At 62.3% G+C, this 21,581-nt stretch carries 22 protein-coding genes; 6 read left to right on the top strand and 16 right to left on the bottom strand.

From position 1 onward, the window contains the following. Position 1 precedes the first annotated feature (1 nt). Positions 2-1,003: a hypothetical protein gene (locus AC0CMF_RS16695; protein WP_374631166.1), complete on the top strand. Its 1,002-nt coding sequence runs from the start codon at positions 2-4 to the stop codon at positions 1,001-1,003. A gap of 10 nt (positions 1,004-1,013) precedes the next feature. Here the strand turns inward: AC0CMF_RS16695 and ubiV are convergent, their stop codons facing one another. From ubiV to AC0CMF_RS16655, 8 genes are all read right to left on the bottom strand, one after another. Further along, positions 1,014-1,922 carry a ubiquinone anaerobic biosynthesis protein UbiV gene (ubiV, locus tag AC0CMF_RS16690; protein ID WP_374631164.1) on the bottom strand — a complete coding sequence of 303 codons (909 nt, stop codon included), beginning with the start codon at positions 1,920-1,922 and terminating at the stop codon, positions 1,014-1,016. 4 nt (positions 1,923-1,926) lie between these two features. Beyond that, a complete protein-coding gene (ubiU, locus tag AC0CMF_RS16685; RefSeq protein WP_374631162.1) occupies positions 1,927-2,904 on the bottom strand; it encodes a ubiquinone anaerobic biosynthesis protein UbiU in 978 nt (325 codons plus the stop codon). Beyond that, positions 2,904-3,491 (bottom strand): ubiquinone anaerobic biosynthesis accessory factor UbiT, encoded by a 588-nt coding sequence (ubiT, locus tag AC0CMF_RS16680; protein WP_374631160.1) that lies wholly within the window; start codon positions 3,489-3,491, stop codon positions 2,904-2,906. The genes ubiU and ubiT overlap by 1 nt, the downstream gene beginning before the upstream one ends. Positions 3,492-3,613: 122 nt before the next feature. Next, positions 3,614-4,264 carry a LysE family translocator gene (locus AC0CMF_RS16675; protein WP_374631158.1) on the bottom strand — a complete coding sequence of 217 codons (651 nt, stop codon included), beginning with the start codon at positions 4,262-4,264 and terminating at the stop codon, positions 3,614-3,616. Positions 4,265-4,458: 194 nt separating this feature from the next. After that, complete coding sequence (locus AC0CMF_RS16670) at positions 4,459-4,968, bottom strand: hypothetical protein (RefSeq protein WP_374631156.1); 510 nt, start codon at positions 4,966-4,968, stop codon at positions 4,459-4,461. Positions 4,969-5,446: 478 nt separating this feature from the next. Then, positions 5,447-6,649, bottom strand: coding sequence for a 3-oxoadipyl-CoA thiolase (gene pcaF / locus AC0CMF_RS16665; protein WP_374631172.1), 1,203 nt, complete (start codon positions 6,647-6,649; stop codon positions 5,447-5,449). A gap of 2 nt (positions 6,650-6,651) precedes the next feature. After that, positions 6,652-7,323, bottom strand: a complete 672-nt coding sequence (locus AC0CMF_RS16660; RefSeq protein WP_094463299.1) for a 3-oxoacid CoA-transferase subunit B — start codon at positions 7,321-7,323, stop codon at positions 6,652-6,654. Next, on the bottom strand, positions 7,320-8,042 hold the full coding sequence (locus tag AC0CMF_RS16655) for a 3-oxoacid CoA-transferase subunit A (RefSeq protein ID WP_050475412.1): 723 nt from the start codon (positions 8,040-8,042) through the stop codon (positions 7,320-7,322). Before AC0CMF_RS16655 ends, AC0CMF_RS16660 begins: the two co-directional genes overlap by 4 nt. Before the next feature lie 112 nt (positions 8,043-8,154). Between AC0CMF_RS16655 and AC0CMF_RS16650 the strand changes: the two genes are divergently transcribed. Then, on the top strand, positions 8,155-8,913 hold the full coding sequence (locus AC0CMF_RS16650; protein ID WP_058900685.1) for an IclR family transcriptional regulator domain-containing protein: 759 nt from the start codon (positions 8,155-8,157) through the stop codon (positions 8,911-8,913). A 106-nt stretch (positions 8,914-9,019) separates the two neighbouring features. Here AC0CMF_RS16650 and AC0CMF_RS16645 read toward each other — a convergent pair whose 3' ends face one another. Further along, a complete protein-coding gene (locus AC0CMF_RS16645) occupies positions 9,020-9,859 on the bottom strand; it encodes an alpha/beta fold hydrolase (RefSeq protein ID WP_374631153.1) in 840 nt (279 codons plus the stop codon). Continuing rightward, the gene (locus AC0CMF_RS16640) at positions 9,856-10,236 is read right to left on the bottom strand and encodes a hypothetical protein (protein WP_374631151.1); all 381 of its coding nucleotides are present in this window, start codon (positions 10,234-10,236) and stop codon (positions 9,856-9,858) included. Before AC0CMF_RS16640 ends, AC0CMF_RS16645 begins: the two co-directional genes overlap by 4 nt. 254 nt (positions 10,237-10,490) lie before the next feature. Here AC0CMF_RS16640 and AC0CMF_RS16635 point away from each other — a divergent pair, with 254 nt between their 5' ends. Both AC0CMF_RS16635 and AC0CMF_RS16630 read left to right on the top strand, forming a co-directional pair. Next, on the top strand, positions 10,491-11,366 hold the full coding sequence (locus AC0CMF_RS16635; protein WP_122520756.1) for a dioxygenase family protein: 876 nt from the start codon (positions 10,491-10,493) through the stop codon (positions 11,364-11,366). 430 nt (positions 11,367-11,796) lie between these two features. Then, complete coding sequence (locus tag AC0CMF_RS16630; RefSeq protein WP_019965627.1) at positions 11,797-12,684, top strand: LysR substrate-binding domain-containing protein; 888 nt, start codon at positions 11,797-11,799, stop codon at positions 12,682-12,684. Between the two features lie 106 nt (positions 12,685-12,790). Here the strand turns inward: AC0CMF_RS16630 and AC0CMF_RS16625 are convergent, their stop codons facing one another. Beyond that, positions 12,791-13,966: a muconate/chloromuconate family cycloisomerase gene (locus AC0CMF_RS16625; protein WP_374631149.1), complete on the bottom strand. Its 1,176-nt coding sequence runs from the start codon at positions 13,964-13,966 to the stop codon at positions 12,791-12,793. 550 nt (positions 13,967-14,516) lie between these two features. Between AC0CMF_RS16625 and AC0CMF_RS16620 the strand changes: the two genes are divergently transcribed. Beyond that, positions 14,517-16,091 carry a Re/Si-specific NAD(P)(+) transhydrogenase subunit alpha gene (locus AC0CMF_RS16620; protein WP_122520755.1) on the top strand — a complete coding sequence of 525 codons (1,575 nt, stop codon included), beginning with the start codon at positions 14,517-14,519 and terminating at the stop codon, positions 16,089-16,091. Positions 16,092-16,109: 18 nt separating this feature from the next. Next, on the top strand, positions 16,110-17,543 hold the full coding sequence (locus AC0CMF_RS16615; protein ID WP_374631146.1) for an NAD(P)(+) transhydrogenase (Re/Si-specific) subunit beta: 1,434 nt from the start codon (positions 16,110-16,112) through the stop codon (positions 17,541-17,543). A gap of 566 nt (positions 17,544-18,109) precedes the next feature. Here the strand turns inward: AC0CMF_RS16615 and AC0CMF_RS16610 are convergent. The 5 genes from AC0CMF_RS16610 to AC0CMF_RS16590 form a co-directional block, all read right to left on the bottom strand. Next, positions 18,110-18,415 (bottom strand): hypothetical protein, encoded by a 306-nt coding sequence (locus tag AC0CMF_RS16610; RefSeq protein ID WP_122520753.1) that lies wholly within the window; start codon positions 18,413-18,415, stop codon positions 18,110-18,112. Between the two features lie 1,172 nt (positions 18,416-19,587). Further along, positions 19,588-20,007 carry a hypothetical protein gene (locus AC0CMF_RS16605; RefSeq protein ID WP_374631144.1) on the bottom strand — a complete coding sequence of 140 codons (420 nt, stop codon included), beginning with the start codon at positions 20,005-20,007 and terminating at the stop codon, positions 19,588-19,590. A gap of 165 nt (positions 20,008-20,172) precedes the next feature. Next, positions 20,173-20,556 carry a DUF2750 domain-containing protein gene (locus AC0CMF_RS16600; RefSeq protein ID WP_050475418.1) on the bottom strand — a complete coding sequence of 128 codons (384 nt, stop codon included), beginning with the start codon at positions 20,554-20,556 and terminating at the stop codon, positions 20,173-20,175. Positions 20,557-20,886: 330 nt separating this feature from the next. Beyond that, positions 20,887-21,087: a CPCC family cysteine-rich protein gene (locus tag AC0CMF_RS16595; RefSeq protein WP_082206181.1), complete on the bottom strand. Its 201-nt coding sequence runs from the start codon at positions 21,085-21,087 to the stop codon at positions 20,887-20,889. An 8-nt stretch (positions 21,088-21,095) separates the two neighbouring features. Then, on the bottom strand, positions 21,096-21,455 hold the full coding sequence (locus AC0CMF_RS16590; RefSeq protein ID WP_374631141.1) for a hypothetical protein: 360 nt from the start codon (positions 21,453-21,455) through the stop codon (positions 21,096-21,098). Positions 21,456-21,581 lie beyond the last annotated feature (126 nt).

Below are 21,581 nucleotides of genomic sequence, written 5' to 3'. Positions count from 1 at the left end.
GATGATCGTTTACATCCTCCTTGCCTATGCTGTTTACGTCCTGTTTTCCCGTATCCCATTGCCCGGCCTGCCGCCTTTTGTGCGGGACCGGGTGCTGATGGGGGATAACGACGTGCAGCGCATGTCGCTGACCGTTCTCGGTGTCATCTCGATTATGACGGTTCTCATCTATGCAGAGATTCTGAAAGTCCTCTTTCCCTCCTTCATGGCCGCTGGCGAAAAGTCGCGGTTCTACGGCCCGGTCATCGGCATTCTGGTGATCGGGATGACGCTGCTGCAGGGGGACGGCATTCTTCAGGCGTTCATGGCCATGGGGTACCAGGACGGCAGGCAGGTGATGATCATGGTGGGCCTCGCCAGTTTTGCCGGCGTCTCGATGCTCCTGTTCTGGTTTGAAGGGAGGATCCGGCTGCCGGGGCTGGACAGCGGCATCTGGGTTCTGCTGGCCATTCCCGCCTTTGCAACCCTGTTCAGCTGGCTGCCTCAGGCCCTCGCCTTCTCGCGGCACGGGCTGCCCCTCGGCACATATACTGTGGTCGCAGCCTATGTGGTGGCCGTGATTGTGCTCGCGGCCGGTGCCTGCTTGCTGCTGTCCGCCGGTTCGAGGCGGCCCGATGCCCTCAGGATGCTGCTCTGGCCGCCGGTTCTCGCCAATGGTCTTCTGGTATATCTGGGGCCGTTGGTGATGGTGTTCCTGCCTGAGACGCACCAGTACGCCCCTGCGGCGTGGACGCTTATTGAGGTGGCCCTACTGGTGCCGCTCATGGCAGCCTTCGTCTTTGGCTATTGCCGCATTTACGGCAAGGGCGCGGGTGCAGAGGGCAAGCCCGCGCTCCACCCTGCCATGCTTGCCGTTCCGGTTTTCGCGGTGCAGGTCTTCATTTTCGCCGGTTCCAAGCTCCTCAATGTGTTTGCCGAGCTGCCGGTGATGGTCGAAGGTTACATGCTGACGGTCTGTGCCGCCGTCATGTTCTGCCTGCTGCAATTGCTCCGCCGGGCCTGAGATTTTTGACTCAAACCCGTGCGTGAAGGGGATTGCCGGACCATGAAACACCGGCGGCCCCTTCCAGAAAACCGTCGCAGAAAGCGCCGCCCGGCGCATGGGGGAGGGCCTTGGCGCTCATCTCCTCTGCGCCGATGCGGCCTTGCACCAGATCATCGAACAGGCTGATCACCTCGAAGAAGCCTTGCGTCTGCGGCGAGAGCCTGAGGCCGCTGACGCCGGCGCTCTTCAGGCGCGGCAGGGTGTGGGCCATGTTGGCGCATTGGGCCGAGAGCGTCTGCACGCCGTTGATGGCCAGAAACTCCTGCCCGTCCAGTGTGTCCACCGCCAGCCCGTCCGGATCATCGGCGCAGACGAACTGGCACTGGTCCTTGGCCCGGTCGTGGTAGCGGGCGTGATAGCAGCGGCCGGAAATCGCCAGCGGCAGGCGGCCCCAGCCCCAGACCTCCACCGGCACGGGGCCCGCTGCCGCAGCCAGCCGCTCCACCGATGCCATGGGCAGTTCCGGCGGCAGGCAGAAACGCACGGCGCCGCGCGCCTTCAGGAAGGCCACCGTCCCCTCGTTATAGACGTTGATCAGCGGTCCTGCCGAAAAGGCGGCGCCTTGCGGCAGGTGGGCGAGGGCGGTGATGTCATTCACCTCCACCTCAAGGCCCATGTCCGCCAGTTCTGCCGTCTGCTTGCGCTCGCGCTTCAGGGTGACCAGCGCAAGGCTTGTCACCGACACCTCCTTGCCGCCCGCCTGCAGCCGTTCGATGGCTTCGGGCAGGCGCGTCTGATAGAAGGGCAGGCGCTTGGAACAGACCAGCTCACCGATGACGGCGCGCTTCACGCCCGGTGTTTCGGCCAGTCTTGCATAGAAATCGCTCCACGCCGCAGCGTCCCAGAAGCCCATCACCGGGCCAACCGTCAGCTCCATCCTGTCATCTCCAGATCTTGTTATAGGCCCCGGCGGTGGAGCTCTGGCCCTCGGTCAGCTGCGCCAGCATGCCGGCCGGCACCGGGCGGCCTGCTTCCAGCGCCTCCACGGCGGCGCGGAAGTTGCGCACCACTTGCGACACATAGGCCCGCGACCGCTGGCGGCCCTCGATCTTCAGCGCCGAAACCCCGGCCCGCGCCAGCGCGGGCAGCAGTTCGGAGGCATCAAGGCTTGCCGGGTCCTCGAAGACGTAACCCGTGCGTTCGCCCACCTTGAAACAGCCCTTGCACAGGGTGGGATAGGGGGCAGCTTCCCCCTTGGCCGAGCGGTGGATGGTGTAGCCGCCCAGCCGTGCCGCCAGATCCTGGCCCTCTTCGGCATATTCCACATGGCTTGCGGGCGAGCACACGCCGTTCATGTTGGGCGAGCGGCCGGTGATATAGGACGACAGGGAGCAGCGCCCCTCCGCCATGACGCAGAGCCCGCCGAAGATGAACACCTCCGTCTCGACGCTGATCTCCCGGTTGATGGCGGCGATTTCTTCCACGCTCAGCACACGCGGCAGCACCACGCGTTTCACATCGAAGGTTTCTGCATAGAAGTTGATGACATCGGGGTTTGCCGCAGCCGCCTGCACCGACAGATGCCGCCGCAGGCCCGGATGCCGCTCCGCCGCATAGGCGATGAGGCCGAGATCGGCCAGGATCACCGCATCGGCGCCCGCCTGTTCCGCATCGGCGACGGCGCGGTGCCACAGGTCCTCGTTTCCGGCGCGGGGGAAGGTGTTGATTGCGACCAGCACCTTTACCCCGCGTGCATGGGCATAGGCCACACCTGCCGCCAGTTCCTCGCGGGAGAAATTGAGGCCGGGGAAGTTGCGAGCGTTGGTGTCATCGGCAAAGCCGCAATAGATGGCATGGGCACCGGCATCGGTGGCAGCTCTCAGGGCTGCAGGCGTTCCGGCAGGGCAGACGAGTTCCATCACCGGAAAGCCTCCATGGGTGCCGGGCGGCTCAGCGGCACGCCGGTCATGGATTGCAGCAGGGCAATCACCCGGTTGGCAGCACCGGCGAGCGGGCCGGTAAGGCGGGCGATTTCCGCCCCCAGATCCAGCTCCGCGTCATCAATGGAATTGCGCAACGCAAGGGCTGCCGAGGTGTCGCCCTCGATGGTGAGGTCGCGGGAGAAGAACAGAGCATCCCCATCCCACACCCCATGCACCAGCCCGACAAGTGCCGCCAGCTTTCCGGTGATGCGCGCATCGGCGGCAGGCGGAGTGGCATGCAGGGTGATGGTCAGCGGCTCCTGCGACAGGTCCATCAGGAAGGTCAGCGGCACGTCGCTGGCCGTCAGCGCGAAGCGGCTGTGGCGGTAGGCGCCGAGCCGGGTCATCAGGCCGGGATGGCGCGCCACGATCTGCCGCGCCGCGCCCGTCAGCACGAATGCCGCAGGCGCAGCGGGGGCAAGGCGCAGGCCGAGGGCCAGAAACGGCGGCATTCCGGGAATGGACGGGGGCTGGCCAGCGCCAGAGCGGCTGTCAGGGCTGGTATTGGGGCCGGAAGGGATCATGCGGGGCTCCGTCTGTCGCGTTGCCCCGCACCATAGGCAGCGCAACCGGCGCTGTAGTTGATGCGCATCAACTCCAGCGGCCTATCCCGCCTGTTCCTGATCCCGTTCCTCGTCTTTGGCGTTCAACTGCGCCGTTCAAGAGCCAGCTTGAGGCCGAAGGCGACCAAGACGGAGCCGGTGAGCCCGTCGATGCCGCGCGTGAAGGACGGGCGGCGCAGCAGTCCGGCAATGGGCCGGGTCGCCAGAATGATGAGGGCAAACCAGAGCACGCCCATCAGCCCATGGATGGCGGCAAGTCCCGTGCTGAAGGCGGTGACGGGCACATCCGCCGGAATGAACTGGGGCAGGAAGCTGACATAGAAGACGCCGACCTTGGGGTTCAGCAGATTGGTCATCAGCCCGCGCCAGAACCAGCCCCGGCTGGCGCTCTGGCCTGCGGCAACTTCAGCGGCGGCCTTTTCCAGCTGCGCCGGATCGGCAGGGCGCAGGGCGCTACGGAGCATCTTGAAGCCCAGCCAGATCAGATAGGCCGCCCCGGCAAACTGCATCACCCGGTAGGCCGCCTCGGAAACAGCCAGCAGCGCCCCCAGTCCCACAGAGGCGGCGAAGCCCCAGGTGATGACGCCGGCGGAAATGCCAAGCCCCGCAGCAAAGGCCTGCTTCGGGCCTTCTACTGTCGCCGTGCGCAGCACCAGAGCCGTGTCCAGCCCCGGTGTCAGAGTAACGAGGGCCGCTGCAATCGAAAAGGCGATGATGGTTGAAACCGGGTCCATGAATGTCTCCGCATGCCGGAAGGGCAGGCCGTCATATTGCAGCTTTGGCAGAGGCGGCCAAGTGAGAAAACTTCAGTTTTCGCAAACTGCAGGGTCTCTCGATCGTCATCCCGGACGCGCTCCGCGCGATCCGGGACCGGTGAGCCGAGGTGCAAGTTGGCTGCCCGCAGGTGCTGGAATAGATAGGCCTTGGCTCACCGGTCCCGGATCTCCGCTTCGCTGCGTCCGGGATGACGATTTAGAGGCTCACTTAAGAGCGCCTCGGCGCGAGGGGAAAGCGGGCAGCCGCGATCTCTCAGCAGGGCGATGGCCTCCCGCGTCAGCGCCTTGTTGGCGGTGTTGCCGGTGAAGGTGGTGGAGGAGTTGGTAAACTCGATGCAGATGTTCTGCGTACCGATGCTGTGCCGGTAGTCCACCCGGGAGATATTGCCGTAGGGCTCGGTGCGGGTGCGGATGACCTTGCATTCCACATGGTCAGGGTGAAACACCAGCCTGGGATTGATGGAATTGGTCGAGCGCGCCAGCCATGGCACATATTTGCGCCCCGAGAATCCGGCCACCAGCGGAATGATGGTGCTGCCGTTCTCCTGCGTGATCCTTGCAGCCTTGGCCCGGTCGAGGCGGCTTTTGATCATCAGATAGAAGACGCCGAAGAACATCGCGAAACAGGTGACGAACAGCGCGATGAAGAGGGCAAGTTCCATGCGGCGGTCCTTTCACCGTGGGGGCGTGTTTACATCAGTCGAAAGGAAGAGGATCGGGCTTTCGTTTTGCCGCTGCGTCCCTCTCCCCATTTGAGGGGGAGATGTCTGCGTCAGCAGACGGAGGGGGAGAGCAGCACCTCAGCACAGTACCATCTCTCTCATAAACGGATAGTCAGTTACCCCGTCTGCCCCCTCAATGGGCTATCGGATTCACATCAGGTTCGGACACCGCCCGCGGCGATGCGCCTGATTTGTGGCAGGGCCTCTCCGCTCCCCTCCCCCTTGTGGGGAGGGGTAAGGGGTGGGGGGCTCTGAGCCTGCAGGGGTTTGAAAAAATTGGATTTTTCCTGAAAATGCACCAAGAGGAGTAGTAGTCCGGTAGCAATGGATACTCTGCCAGCCGGAAAGGCTTCCCCCCACCCCTAACCCCTCCCCACGAGGGGGAGGGGGGCTGAAACGCTGTGCCCGCGTTCTCAGATCAGACGCGTTCGATGGCCACGGCGATGCCCTGGCCGACGCCGATGCACATGGTGGCCAGTGCCAGCGAACCGCCGGTCTTGGCCAGCTGCAGAGCGGCTGTGCCGGTGATGCGGGCGCCGGACATGCCGAGCGGATGGCCGAGGGCGATGGCGCCGCCGTTCGGGTTGACGCGGGCATCATCATCGGCGATGCCGAGGTCGCGCAGCGTGGCAAGGCCCTGCGAGGCGAAGGCCTCGTTCAGTTCGATCACCGACAGCTTGTCCTGGGTTAGGCCGAGGCGGGCCAGCAGCTTCTTGGAAGCCGGGGCCGGTCCGATGCCCATGATGCGCGGCGGCACGCCGGCAGTGGCACCGCCCAGAATCCGGGCAATCGGGGTCAGGCCGTAGCGCTTGGCCGCTTCTGCCGAGGCGATGATGAGCGCGGCGGCACCATCGTTGACGCCGGAAGCATTGCCTGCCGTCACCGAACCGCCGGCGCGGAACGGCGCCCTGAGGGCGGACAGCGCCTCGATCGTCGTCTCGCGCGGATGCTCGTCCTTGTCCACCACCTTCGGCTCGCCCTTGCGCTGCGGGATCATGACGGGCGTGATTTCCTCGGCAAGGCGGCCGTTGGCCTGGGCTGCGGCGGCCTTCTGCTGGCTGCGCAGGGCGAAGGCATCCTGATCGGCACGGGAGATGTTGTAGTCTTCGGCGACGTTCTCCGCCGTCTCCGGCATGGAGTCGATGCCATATTGCGCCTTCATCAGAGGGTTGACGAAGCGCCAGCCGATGGTGGTGTCATAGACCGCATTCTCGCGGGCGAAGGCGGCATCGGCCTTGGGCATGACGAAGGGCGCGCGCGACATGCTTTCCACGCCGCCGGCGATGATCAGCTCCGCTTCCCCGGCCTTGATGGCGCGGGCGGCGGCGATCACCGCATCCATGCCCGAACCGCAAAGCCGGTTCATGGTGGTGCCCGGCACTTCGACCGGCAGGCCCGCCAGCAGCAGGCTCATGCGTGCCACGTTGCGGTTGTCCTCGCCCGCCTGGTTGGCACAGCCGAAGATCACCTCGTCCACCGCACCCCAGTCGACGCTGCGGTTGCGGTCCATCAGCGCCTTCAGCGGAATGGCACCCAGATCGTCGGCCCGGACGCTTGCCAGAGCACCGGCATAACGGCCGATGGGCGTGCGGATGTAGTCACAGATATATGCGTCGGTCATCATCAAAGCTCCGGAACGATCAGGTCTGCCACGGGGCCATCCAGATGCAGCTTTGCACCGGTCTGGGCCTGCAGCGCTTCGAGCGTCAAGGCTGGCAGTTTTTCGCGCAGGACGAAATGCCCCTTTTCGATATCTATGACGGCGAGCGATGTATAGACACGGGTGACGCAGCCAACGCCGGTGAGCGGCAGTGAGCAGCGCTCCACCAGCTTCGGCTTACCATCCTTGGTGACGTGATCGGTGATGACGGCAACGCGCTTGGCGCCATGCACCAGATCCATCGCCCCGCCAACGGCCGGCACGCCCTTCGGGCCCGTGGACCAGTTGGCAAGGTCGCCGTTTTCCGCCACTTCATAGGCGCCGAGGATGGCCACATCCAGATGGCCGCCGCGCACCATGGCGAAGCTGTCGGCGTGGTGGAAGAAGGCTGCGCCGGGCTTCAGCGTCACCGCCTTCTTGCCCGCGTTGATCAGGTCCCAGTCCTCTTCGCCTTCCGCCGGAGCCTCGCCGAAGCCGAGGATGCCGTTTTCGGTGTGGAAGATGGCCTCGCGGCCCGGCGGCTGGAACTTGGCCACCATTTCGGGAAAGCCGATGCCGAGGTTCACATAGGCGCCATCGGTGATGTCCTGTGCCGCGCGCCAGGCAATCTGGGCGTTGGAGAGCTTGCTGGTCATGGGTGATGGGCTCCTGCGCGGTTGAGGACTTCCTCCTGCTGCGGGGAGGGCACCTCCACGATCATGTCGACGAAAATGCCGGGGGTGATAACCGCCTCCGGATCGATGCTGCCCGCCTCGACGGCCTGGCTCACCTGCGCAATCGTGCAGGTGGCGGCCATGGCCATGACCGGCCCGAAGTTGCGCGCGGCCATCCGGTAGGTGAGATTGCCGTAAGGATCCCCGGTCTCGGCCTTGATCAGCGCGAAGTCTGCCTTCAGCCAGCGCTCCTGCACATAGTGGCGGCCGTCAAACTCGGCCACCGGCTTGCCGTTGGCCAGATCCGTGCCATAGGCGGTCGGGGTGTAGAAGGCGGGGATGCCTGCGCCGCCCGCACGGATGCGCTCGGCCAGCGTGCCCTGCGGCACCAGCTCCAGCTCGATCTTGCCGGCCTGATACAGCTCGGTGAAGACCCGCGGATCGGAGGAGCGCGGGAAGGAGCAGACCATCTTGGCCACCATGCCCTGCTCGATGAGCGCGGCTATGCCCACATGGCCGTTTCCGGCGTTGTTGTTGATGACCGTCAGGTTCTTCGGGCTGCCGGTGGCGAGGTAGCGGTCGATGAGGGCGTGAATGAGCTCAATCGGCGCACCAGCGCCGCCGAAGCCGCCGATCATCACCGACGCGCCGTCTGGAATGCCGGCGACGGCTTCCGCAAGCGTGGCAATTCTCTTGTCCATGAATTTCCTCCCAGGGAGACTTCCGGGCAGGAAGCTACGCCGCCTTGCATTTCGAGGAAACGGATTTGTGCGGATGTTGACTTTTGTTCAATTTGCGTAATTTCATGTGCGGATGTTGAACAAGACCGACTTCATCGCCTCCCTCGCCAAGGGGCTCAGCGTTCTGGAAGCCTTCCGGGCCGACCGCTCGCGCCTGTCCATCTCCGATGTGGCCGAAGCCACGGGGCTGGACCGGGCCACGGCCCGCCGCTGCCTTCTGACCCTGCACGAGACGGGCTACGCCGATTATGACGGCAAGTTTTTCACCCTGACGCCCAAGGTGCTGCGCCTTGGCATGGGCGCGCTTGCCGCCCTGCCTCTGGCGCAGGTGGTGCAGCCCTGGCTGGATCAGCTCTCCGAACAGATCGGCCAGTCTGCCTCCGTCGCCATCCGGGATGAATTGGAAATCGTCTATCTCGCCCGGGCCGCGCAGCGCCGGGTGATGTCCATTGGCCTGATGCCGGGCTCCCGCCTGCCGGTGCATTGCACCTCCATGGGCCGTGTGCTGCTGGCGGCGATGCCGGAAGCGGAGGCCGCTGCCCTGATCGAGCGCTGCGACCTGACCCCGCGCACCCCGCGCAGCCTGACGGCACCGCAGGAGATCATGGCCCGTGTCGCCGAGGCGCGGCGGCTGGGCTATGCCATCATTGATCAGGAGGTGGAACTGGGTCTGCGCTCCATCGCCGTGCCGGTCTATTCCTCGCGCGGGCTGGTGGTGGCGGCGCTCAACGTGGGGCTTGCGGCCGTGCAGGCCAGCGCGGAGGAACTTCCGGGCCTTTATCTGCAGCCCCTTCTGAAGGTTCAGGAGGGGCTGCGCCGCGTCATTCGCTGACGTTCACACCAATGCTCGATGAGCTTGGCTCATCGAGCATTGGTTAAGCCCGTGCGGCGCTTGAGCTTTTTCAAGGCGTGATGCGTCAGCATCGAAAGCCTTGGTATTATTTCTGCATCCGCGCCAGTGCATCGGCGAAATAGGGCCGGAAGGCCTCCGGATGTTCGGACATGGGGAAGTGTCCCAGCTCCGGCATGATGGTCAGCGTCGCGCCGGGAATGGCATCGGCGGTGCGCTTGGCATCTTCCGGCGTGCAGGTCATGTCATAGGCACCGGCCATCACATGCACGGGCGCCCTGGCTGTGTCGATCCTGCCCAGAAGCGGGATCAGGCTGTCATCGCGGGTGTAGAAGGACAGATCCCCCCGGAACACGCCCGGCCCCGACTGGCGGAACATCCAGAGCGTCCAGTTGCGCTCCTTTGCAGGTGCGTAGGGGGAAATGTTGGTGGAGACGAGCGCCGCTCCCATCTCGCCGCCATGGGCGTCGGGCCGGTCGAACCAGTCGATGTCATACCATGCGGGCTGGAAGTCCGAGGCCTCGATGGCGATGAAGCCTGCAAAAACACCCGGATGCCTCGCCGCGATCTGCAAGGCGATGCGTCCGCCCATGGAGCAGCCGGCGAGAATGGGCCGCTCCAGCTTCAGCGCGGCGCAGACAGCCAGAACCGTCTCGATATAGGCTTCCGTCGTCAGCAGGTATTCTTCCCGTTCGAAGCCTTCCGGCGGCAGGGACTTGCCGTGCCAGGGCATGTCGAAGGCGTGGAAGCAGTTCTCCGCCGTCAGCTCGGCGTCATTGAGCACATGGCGCCACTGGCGGGTGTCGGCGCCGGCCGTGTGCAGGCACAGGACCGGTCGGCCTTCGCCGGCCGTTTCCACATAGATGCGCTGGGCCCGGCCTTCGATGGTGAGGTTGAGATAGCGGCCCGTGATGGGTTCAAAGCTCATGCTGCAATCCCCTTGCGCGGCAGGGCGAGGACTTCCTTGATGAAGCGGAGGTTCTTGACGAGGCTCAGCATGTCGCCGTCGATGCGGCCGCGGCCTGTCTTCACCAGCGCGAAAATGTCGTGAAAGCCGGGCTTGGGATGCGCTTGCCAGAACTCGTCCAGCGCCTCCCGGTCCGTGCGGAAGGCAAAGCGCCAGGGTGTCTTGCGGCTGGGGCCGGGCTCCACCTTCACCAGCTGGCCGTCGCGGAAGGTGAGGTAGATCTCCTCGCCGTCAATCTCGATGAGAGCCGTTTCGCAGAACAGCCGTCCCAGCCGCAACAGATCCGGCCTTGCGGCGATCGCCTGCGCCAGTCCTTCAAATACCGTGATCATGCTCATGTCCGCGTTCCGCCCTCCTGCGCTGCTGGAGGCAGAGGCTCGCCGCTGCCGGGCTGTGCGGCAATGATCCTGCCGGTATGTGCTGATACCGGGCAGCAGCTGCCCAAGCTTAAGGCTTGCCGGGCGGCGTCTCAGTCCTGAGTATCGGCCCATACCCGCGCCGTCATTGGCGCAGCCCGGACCGGGGCGGATAGTTCTGCCACGGGAGGCGCGGCGCAACACCTTCTGCACCCGCCGCCGCGAGGGAGGTTCGCATGAGCAGTGTCACGATTGAGAATGTCACCGGTGTGGTGATCGAGTCCCTGGGCAAGCATGGCCCGATTACAGACCGCAACAGGGAGATCATGACCTCCCTCGTCCGTCACCTGCATGACTTTTGCCGGGACGTGAAGTTGCAGCATCACGAATTCATCGCCGCCTGCCAGTATCTGGCCCGTGCCGGTCAGGTCTGCGACGACAAGCGCCAGGAGTTCATCCTGCTGGGCGATATTCTCGGTGTGGAAGTGCTCTGCGACATGCTGACCAATTCGGTCGAGGGTGCGGAAAGCGAGTCCACCGTGCTCGGGCCCTTCTACCGCGAGCATCCGCCGGTCCTGCCCAAGGGCGCAACCACCGCACAGACCCACTTCGACGGTGAGGAGACCGTCTATGTGGAAGGTTACGTGCGCGATGCGGAAGGCAAGCCGGTGGCAGGTGTCACCATCGACATCTGGGAAGACGCGCCCAACGGCCTTTATGAAAACCACGACCCGGCCCAACCGGACTTCAACCTGCGCGGCCGCTTCGAGACCGACGAGAACGGCCACTACGCCATGCGCGCTCTGCGTCCGGTGCCCTATCCGATCCCTGACAACGAGACGGCCGGCGAACTGCTGCGCATGATGGGGCACCACCCCAACCGCCCGGGCCACCTGCACATGCTGCTGGCCAAGGATGGCTACCGCACGCTTGTCACGCAGATCTACGATTCCGAGTCCCGCTGGCTGGACGAGGACTCCGTCTTCGCCGTCAAGGACAGCCTGATCGGCACCTTCGAGCCGGGCCGCGCCGAACACGGCACCGACCTCTACCTGCGCTTCGACTTCGTATTGAAGGACGCCGCCGCCGAACAGCAGATCGCTGCCGAATAACCGGCAGGAACTGAGTGAAAACAAGGGCCGCCCCGTTATTCGCGGGGCGGTCTTTTGCGTGGTTCCGGACGTGGCGTCAGGTGTCTCTCTCCGCGCCGCCCCGGCCTCGTGCCGGGGCCTGTAAGGGAGGCAAGGCCTGTCGATACTCAGGCTGAATTTGCGTTCCTTGCCGGATGCTGGAAGTTGCCGCCCTGCGCCCCTGACGGGTCCCGGCACGGAGGCCGGGACAGCGTGGGGTGAGAGGCTGGTGTGGAACCCAACAGGGGATGCCAATTGGCAAACCGCTTCCTCTGGGGCGCATTGGAGTTGAGGCACGCGGTTTGGGGAGCGTTCCGCTTGCTGCTGCTTGTGCATCGCAGCATGTAAATTACTTCACAATTCACGTTTTCTGCATCATGCTCTTTCACGTGCAGAGGGGAGGCTGCCGGACATGAACATCAAGCAGCTGGAGTATTTCATCGCGCTGGCGGAGGAGCTGCATTTCGGCCGGGCGGCGGAGCGGCTCGGCATGGCACAGCCGCCGCTGTCACGCCAGATCAAGCAGATCGAGGAAGACCTTGGCGCGCTGCTGTTCAACCGGGGGCGCAATGCCATCACGCTGACGCAGGCCGGCGAGCGGCTTTATGCGCGCGGCACGGCGCTCCTGTCCGAGTTTGCCGACATCAAGCTGGAGATCCGCCGCATTGGCCAGGGGGCGGAAGGGCGGCTGCGCATCGGCTTTGTCGGCTCTGCCACCTATGGCCTTCTGCCTGCGGTTCTCAAGAGTTTCCGTGTGGCCTGCCCGCAGGTCAGCCTCAGCCTCTACCCGATGAACAACGGCGACCTGCACCGCGCTCTCGTGCGCCGGGAGATCGACATTGCCATCGCCCGCCCGGCCATCGAGGATGCGGAGGTCATCAGCCGCAAGCTGGTGGATGAAGAACTGGTGGCGGCCGTGCCCGAAGCGCTGGATCTTGCGCCCCGGCCCATCCGCTTGCCGCAATTGCAGGAAGAGACCTTCATCCTCTATCCGGAAACCCCGCGGCCTTCCTTCGCCGATTTCGTGCTGAAAGCCTGCCGCGATGCGGGGACGGAGGTGACGCGCCGCGTCTTCACCATGGATCTGCAGACCGCGCTGGCGCTTGTCTCCGTGGGGGAGGGGGTGACCATCGTGCCGAAATCCGTCGGCGCGGTGCAGCGCAACGGCATCCGCTTTCATGCACTCGAAGGCTTCGCGGCCCGCACGCCCATCTCCGTCAATCACCGGCTGGATGAACAGGGCATCCACGTGCACAATTTCGTCGTCACCGCCCAGAAGGTGGCGCGCAAGCTGATCTGACACCAATGCTCGATGAGCCTGACGTGTCGAGCGTTGGTTAAGCCCGTGCGGCGCTTGAGCAATTTCAAGGCGTGATGCGTCAGCATCGAAAGCCCTGATCTGAGTATCACTGGCCCGCGATGGCGGTCTGAATGCGCGTGCGGTCGCGGCGGTAGAAGGCAACCTTGTCCGCGTCCAGCGCCACGCCGATGCCGGGGCCCTGCGGAATGGCAACGGTGAAATCCTGATAGTGCAGCGGCTCGGCCAGAATATCTTCGGTCAGCAGCAGCGGCCCGAAGAACTCCGTGCCCCACTGCAGCACGGGAACGGTGGCGAAAAGTTGCAGGGCTGCCGCCGTGCCGAGCCCGCTTTCCAGCATGGTGCCGCCGTAAAGCCCGATCCCGGCCGCGCTGGCGATGGAGATGACGTCCCGCGCCGGGGCCAGCCCGCCGGACTGGCACACCTTCACCGCATAAACATCCGCCGCCGGACCGGCCATCGCCACGCGCATGGCATCGCCCGGCCCCTGCAGCGCCTCATCGGCCATGACGGCGATCTCGTAGCCATCTGTCAGCTTGCGCAGGGCGGAAAGTTCATCCCGGCCCACCGGCTGTTCCACCAGAATGCAGCCGGCATCCTGCAGGCCCTTGAGGCCCCAGCGGGCATCCTGCAGGCTCCAGGCCTGATTGACATCCACCCGCACGGTGCCGCGTCCGCCGACCGCCCTGGCGATGGCGGCCACATGGGCAATGTCATCGCGCACGGCGCGCTTGCCGATCTTCAGCTTGAAATCCCGGTGCCGCCGCTCGTCCAGCATCCGCTCCGCCTCGGCAATGTCCGTGGCGCTGTTGCCGGAGGCGAGCGTCCAGGCGACGGGCAGGCGCTCATGAATGGCGCCGCCAAACAGGGCCGAGACCGGCACGCCCAGCCGCCGGGCAAGGCCATCCCACAGCGCGGTCTCGACGCCCGCACGGGCGATCGGATTGCCGCGCACGGTCTTGTCCATCAGCGCCCGCAACGCCGCGATGCGGTTGCCGTCTTCGCCCGTCAGGGCAGGGGTGATGTAGCTGTCGATGGCCAGCTTGATGCTTTCCACGCTCTCCGGCCCGTAGGACAGCCCGCCGATGGACGCGCCCTCGCCAAGGCCTTCCGATCCATCGGAAAAGCGGATGCGCACCAGCACCACCGACTGCGACTGCATGGTCGTCATGGACAGCACATGCCCGCGGATCGTCGGCACGTCGATGATGATGGTCTCGATCATCTCGATCCGGGCGGGATGGGAAAGGGCTGCTGCGGTCATGATGGGCCTGTGGTCGTTGTGCATGGGCCAGAGCATCAGTCCCCGGTGGGGCGCTGTCCAATACCTCACGGGTTTGACGCGATACCGGCCTTGCTGCCGGGGCTGTCTCCGCCTTGTCCGTGACCGGGACGCTGCACTGCGGAAGAAATCCGGCATACTAGCATATGAGATTCGGCTATCCGGCGGCCTGACGCCGCACCGCAGCCGGGCCCTTTGGGCTTATTGTTGAGTTTCCTGCAATTTAATTTAGCTTCCAAAGTAATTTCATTGCTGAGTATCGCCCGAATTGCGCTCTCATACTGCGCGGGGTGCTGCGAAAATCGCCAAGCTTTCCAGCCTTTCCGGCCTGTTCGGACAAGATTGCGCAAGATTGTTGCGCGGAATTCATTGTTGAGAAAAAATCTTGATAAACAGGGCGCGTATTTTCTTGCGCAGTGCGCTAGTGTGTTTCATCAAGCTCCCGTGGTTCATGGAATCCGTCCTCAGCGGAAGGGTGATGAAGCCTCGGGGCTGGGGGACGGAAAAGCCATTTTCTATATCGAGGTACGGGATGAAGATTGGATCACCGCGCGAGATCATTGACGGGGAAGCGCGCGTCGCGATGACCCCGGACAGTGCCGCGCAACTGCAGAAGCTCGGCTACAGCTGTGTCATCGAAAGCGGCGCGGGCAAAGCCGCCGGTTTTTCTGACGAAGCCTACCGCAAGGCCGGTGTGGACGTCGCAGCCTCGGCTGCAGACCTTTTCGCCGCTGCGGACATCATCGCCAAGGTGCGCCCGCCGCTGGACAGCGAAGTGGCGCTGCTCGGCGAAGGCAAGACGCTGATTTCCTTCTTCTATCCGGCGCAGAACAAGGAGCTGCTGGAAAAGGCGAAGGCCACCGGCGCCAATGTGATCGCCATGGACATGGTGCCGCGCATCTCGCGCGCCCAGAAGATGGACGCCCTGTCCTCCATGGCCAACATCGCCGGCTACCGCGCCGTGATCGAGGCCGGCAACAACTTCGGCCGCTTCTTCACCGGCCAGGTGACGGCTGCAGGCAAGATTCCGCCCGCCAAGGTGCTGATCATCGGCGCGGGCGTTGCCGGTCTTGCCGCCATCGGCACCGCCACCTCGCTGGGTGCGGTCACCTATGCCTTCGACGTTCGCCCTGAAGTGGCCGAGCAGATCGAATCCATGGGCGCCGAGTTCGTCTATCTCGACTTCGCCGATCAGGTGCAGGACGGCGCGGCCACCGGTGGCTATGCGGCTCCCTCCTCGCCGGAATTCCGCGAGAAGCAGCTGGAGAAATTCCGCGAGCTGGCGCCGGACATGGACATCGTCATCACGACGGCGCTCATCCCGGGCCGCGATGCGCCCAAGCTGTGGCTGGCCGACATGGTTGCGGCCATGAAGCCGGGCTCGGTCATCATCGACCTTGCTGCCGAGCGTGGCGGCAACTGCGACCTGACCGTCGCCGACCAGCGCGTCGTCTCGGACAATGGCGTCATCGTCATCGGCTACACGGACTTCCCGAGCCGCATGGCCGCCCAGTCCTCGACGCTTTATGCCACCAACATCCGTCACATGATGACCGACCTGACCCCCGCCAAGGACGGGCAGGTTGTGCACAACATGGAAGATGACGTGATCCGCGGTGCGACCGTCACCTTCAAGGGCGACATCACCTTCCCGCCTCCGCCGCCGAAAGTGCAGGCCATCGCCGCACAGAAGCCGAAGGAAAAGGCCAGGGAACTGACGCCGGAAGAAAAGCGGGCGCAGGAAGCGGCCGCCTTCAAGGCGCAGACGCGCAATCAGGTGGCGCTGCTCGCTGGCAGCGGCGCGCTCATCCTGCTGGCCGGTCTTTTCGCCCCAGCAAGTTTCATGAGCCACTTCATCGTCTTCGTGCTTGCCTGTTTCGTCGGCTTCCAGGTCATCTGGAATGTCTCGCACTCGCTGCACACACCGCTGATGGCCATCACCAATGCCATCTCCTCGATCATCATTCTGGGCGCCCTGATGCAGGTCGGCTCCGGCAGCTTCCTCGTGATCCTGCTGGGTGCGCTGTCGGTGTTCATGGCCGGTATCAACATCTTCGGCGGGTTCCTGGTGACCCGGCGCATGCTTGCCATGTTCCAGAAGTCGTAAGAGGGCGGGAGAGACACGATGGAATATGGTTTCACCACAGCCGCTTACGTTGTTGCGGCAGTACTTTTCATTCTCTCGCTCGGCGGCCTCTCGGGGCAGGAAAGCGCCAAGCGCGCCGTCTGGTACGGCATCGCCGGCATGGGTCTTGCGGTTGCCGCAACGCTTGTGGGGCCGGGTTCGGGCCTGTGGCTCCTCTCCGTGCTGCTGATCGCGGCGGGCGGTGCCATCGGCTGGGTGGTCGCGCAGCGCGTCCAGATGACCGAGATGCCGCAGCTCGTGGCGGCCATGCACTCGCTGGTCGGCCTTGCGGCGGTCTTCATCGGCTACAACGCCCACATCGAGCTGGTGCGCGTGCTGGCCATGGACGAGGCCGCCCGCGCCTCGCTTGAAGGCTTTGCCGCCGTGCTGGCCCACAAGAACGGTGTCGAGCAGGTCATCCTGCGGATCGAGGTGTTCCTCGGCGTCTTCATCGGCGCGGTCACCTTCACCGGTTCCGTCATTGCCTTCGGCAAGCTGGCGGGCAAGGTGGACAGCAAGGCAACGAAGCTGCCGGGCGGCCATGCGCTGAACGCCAGCGCTGCGGCCCTCTCGCTGATCCTGCTGTTCATGTATGTGAACGGCGCGGGCATCTGGACGCTGATCCTGATGACGCTGCTGGCCTTCTTCATCGGCTACCACCTGATCATGGGCATCGGCGGCGCCGACATGCCGGTGGTCGTGTCGATGCTGAACAGCTACTCGGGCTGGGCGGCGGCTGCCATCGGCTTCTCGCTGTCGAACGATCTGCTGATCGTCGTCGGCGCGCTGGTGGGCTCCTCGGGCGCGATCCTGTCCTACATCATGTGCAAGGCGATGAACCGCTCCTTCGTGTCGGTCATCCTGGGCGGCTTCGGCGGCACCACGGGTCCGGCCATGGAAATCGCGGGCGAGCAGATCGCCATCGATGCGGAAGGCGTGGCCTCGGCCCTCAACGATGCGGACAGCGTCATCATCGTCCCGGGCTACGGCATGGCCGTGGCGCAGGCCCAGCAGGCCGTGTCGGAACTGACCCGCAAGCTGCGGGCCGCCGGCAAGGAAGTGCGCTTCGCCATCCACCCGGTGGCAGGCCGTCTTCCGGGCCACATGAACGTGCTCCTCGCCGAAGCCAAGGTGCCCTACGATATCGTGCTGGAGATGGACGAGATCAACGAGGACTTCCCGAACACCGACGTGGTGATCGTCATTGGCTCCAATGACATCGTCAATCCGGCCGCTCAGGAAGACCCGAACTCCCCCATCGCCGGCATGCCCGTTCTGGAAGTGTGGAAGGCCAAGCAGGTCTTCGTCTCCAAGCGCGGCCAGGGAACAGGCTATTCGGGTATCGAGAACCCGCTGTTCTACAAGGAGAACACGCGCATGTTCTACGGCGACGCCAAGAAATCCGTCAGCGAACTGCTGCCGATGGTCAAGTAAGATCCCTCAACCGGACACCCAGGGCGGAGCGGGCAACCTCTCCGCCCTTTGTTTCTGATTGCGAGAGTGGGGGCGATAAACGGCGAATAGCGTTCCGCTCGGCATCCGCCACCTCGACCGAGCCAGCCCCACCCACCGCGCCCTCCATAGGCGCGAGACCCGTCACGGCCTGCTTGCCTCGTCACGGGCGAAGCTTCACGCTGTAACCGCCATCCGGCGTCAGGGGATTGGGGCCGGGCATATATCTACAAATGCCCCGGCGATATCCGACCTTATGATATCTCGCCCCTTGGCTGGGATGAAGGTACGGGCGAGGATCGCGATATAAATTATGGAAGATTAAAGCCGGTTTCGAAGAGCGTTCAGGCAAGCGTGACTGCAGCCTTTCAGGGACGTGTTTGGAAAAGGACCCATGGTATCGCTGTCACAGTCAGGAGGAGAGCCTCTAACAAAGACACTAGACCAGAAAAGGCATTCAAGCCCCTATAAACCCGAGCCATTTGGATCCGCTTTGATTGTCGGAAATGTTAAGTGAATGCAATTCTTACCTGACTGCTTCAAGAGAATTACGGAACCCCAAGAACTTCTTGCAAAACACTAATTATTTCCGCCCTGAACTTCTCGAACGCAGCCGCGTCGCCCCCTCTTTCAATCACTCTCTCAACCTGCCAGTTAAGAAAGATTGGTAGGTACCAGATCAGAGAAACCAATCTCCTGGGGAGAAAATCAAGCCCAGATGCTTCCAGATCGTTAAATAAATCAAGAATATTATTTGCCTTTACTTCATCGTAATTGCCATTGCGGATTTGCTCGAAAAATCCGCCCTCATCCCATTCAAGCTCCATCTGTGAAATGAATTCGCGATAGTCCATCACTGAATCCTCTCTATTTTTGTCGGAAAATTATATTATTTACTCAATATTTATTTCTCCTGCGAGTTTAGTTTCTCATTCAAACGTCTTGTGTGGGGCCGTTGGGAGCGTCAACCGCCGCGTAGTTACTTTATTCGAGGCAATGCGAACTATACCCTCTTGGCCATAATTTCCAAGGCGATGTTGAGATCTCCGGCGAGGCTCGCCCTTACGACATATCGATCCTCGGCCGGGAAGGCGGCACGGGCGAGGATAGTGATCTAAAGTATTGACGATTGGAGCCGGCTCCGGAGCATGCGGTCAGGTATGTCCTGGCTTCAGGCCGTCGGGGGCAACGTCACTATCTTTGCAGTTTCCACATCCCTAGCTGCACCTCTCTTTGAGGTGTGCCGCTGACAAACGAGTCATTTCTTCCGGGAACTTTGAAGGGGATAGGATTATTGCGGCATACGCATACTTGTTGGTCTTGATGCCGGGTTGTGTGGGGCGAACCCGTCGGGGGAGATGAAGCGGGCGAAGATGGGTTCCCCGGTCAAGCCTGAGACAGGCTCCGCAGCAGGCACCCGCGATAGATGACCTATTTTCGGGGTGTCGCACCCGGGCAAGGCGCTGCTGTGCGCTGGTCACAACAGCACGTTGGTCAGCGGAGCGGGTAGGCGGGGGAGGCTAGGCCAGGCCAGACCCTATATCGACAACCCGCAAGCGCTTGACGATCCCTGGGGCGGGCAAATATCTGCAAAAGCCCCGGCGAGACCTGCCCTTACGAAGAAATATCGCTTCTTGGTCTGGATGGCGGGAAGGAGGCACGGGCGAGGATCGTGATGTAAAGTATGGAAGGACGGGCGAAGCCGCATGACGTTAGACCCTGAATAAGAATGTTTAATGCAACCAAAATCAAAGTTAGCGTGCAATCACTCTCGAAATCTGAGGAAAGGACAGTTCCGAACTAATAAATAGTTAATGTTGGCGGCCCGTATCGTCAATACGGCCATGCTCTGTAGGAAATATTCAAAGTAATTTCGGATTAATGTTTTATTAAAGTTTCATCCATGCAGAAAATGCATGCAATTGCGAAGTCAATAAAGCTTGAGCGCTTCGATAACTTCCAGCCTCTTGAACACATATCCCAGAGCAGCAAATCATGAGCTGACAATTCAATAAAACTAAGTACATCAAGCAATTGAGGTGTAATTTTCACCGAGAATACACCCGCTCGTAATGTTGCAGGGCTTGTTTGCGTAATCAAATAATGGGAATTGCATACTTAAACAGGATTGTCCAAAGTGCGAAGTTGGAAGACTAGCGCGGAAAATCACGTCTAAATCACCTTTAACTATTATTTGAGCACTAAATGTAGCTTTACCCTTATAGTTCTCATATTCGCATTTTTGAAATTGCACAGCGGTTCTTAATCGTTCGAATTGCATGTCGGCAAAGTAAAGATTAGGATTGCCTGCTCTATATTCGATGGGATGCCCCTGATCAGCTCCATGAAGCCCGAGTTTCCACTTAGCTACAGCAGAAGTAAACTGATCTATCAACTCAAAATCACTAGACGTGAGCTTACAGCGCGTGCTTTGTGACTCGCGCATCAATCGCAATGCAGGCCAGTTCGCACGACGACATGCCCGTCGAGGTAGACCAGCTCGTCAATGAGCTGCTCAAGAAGGACATCGAATTGATCGAGGCGGCGAGGTCGCAGACCCGGAAGTAACAACGCCCGCGTAAGGCGGACGCCGGTTCGATGTTCACCCCAATCAGTAGTTCTTCAGTTCGGCCTCAAGAGCGGATCTCAGCTCATCTACCGAAGGCGTGACCCCTTTGCTCGCTGGCGTGAAGAAAACACCTGGTAAGACACCATCCAGCTTCAGCTTGGGTAACAGTACTTCCGTAAAATCACCCAGGCTGATCGAGCGCGGTTCGTAACCGGTCCACTCGTTGGCTGCACATACCTGCGCATATTCCTTGGCAGGCCACAGCGGGAATACGGTCGTCCCATTATCTGCCGCCGCAAGAGCCCATCCGTCCTGGTACAGACCCCAGACTTCTTGCCAGTCGGCGATGACTTTGATGAAGTGGTCGAAGCGCTCGATGCCCGGTAATGCAAGCACCGCCTCCATTTGTTTTGGGCTCACCTTCATGGTCTGTACTCCTTCAGGCAGAGGCTGCTCGGCATTAGCTCGACCGAAGTCGTCGTACTTGTGTTGCAGACGATGAAGATCTCGATCGTGCAAATTCGAGTGCCTGTAGTCATATTGTAGTCATAACCCTCCGCGGCCTCTCGGCATTGCTCGCAGGGGAGATCCTTATCGAATGGATTGCGAATCGTCGACCGTTGTCCGCGGTCGATGGAATTCAACTCTTGCCTGATCAAACCGCGATCAGCGGAACCCAGCTTGTCGTCGTTGGCGAGCTCTCGCATCCGAGCTTGTTTGTCCGCCGCCCGACATCCGCGGCTCCTTTTGCCGCAACTACTTCGTCTTTTCTTGCCACATCTTCTCCGCAAAGCTGAGGCTCTCGTGGTTAGCTCCGCTAACACACTCGGGATCGGCGGACTGATCCGGGTCGTCCTCCCAGCCGCACACGCCGCAGATCTCGTAATGTCCCAGCTTACCCAGCGTATGGGAGCCGCAGCAGGGACATGGATACAACTTTTCGGAAGATGCACTCATTGCTTGTTTCAATAGTTGATGCCGTCTGTCGGTCCAAGCATTGTCTTCGATGCGCCGTCTGCTCCCCGTACTGCGAAAATATTGGTGGCTCGGTCGTAAACCAACGTCCCAGCACCACGCGCCTTTGTCAAAGCGTCAGCAAGCAGATTCGTTACTAACGAATGAATTTCTTCAACATATTGTTTGGAGTTACACAACTCCGGAAGCTCAGCTTCGTGCTTGTTCCAGTGCCCGAGGGCATTCTCGTTTGCGCCCAGATAGGCAGTTCTCTGGCCGGCGCTGATCTTATTCACCTGCGCCCCGCCTGCTCCTGCATTCGGCCCGGTGGCGGTGATGCCGGTGAGCCACGTCCGGCTGGCCGCTGACATGATAGGTGACCGAAGTCACCAGCCCCGGCACGGCAATCACACGGCCGAGGCCGTCATACTCCTAGTGTCCTGAGACGGTAATTACCTGACAGTTGGCTCACCCTCCGGGGTGTGGCCATGCCGCGT

Source organism: Pannonibacter sp. CBAS1226 (assembly GCF_055685825.1).
The sequence above is the reverse complement of the archived record's forward strand: the minus strand, read 5'-3'. Positions and strand labels throughout refer to the sequence as shown.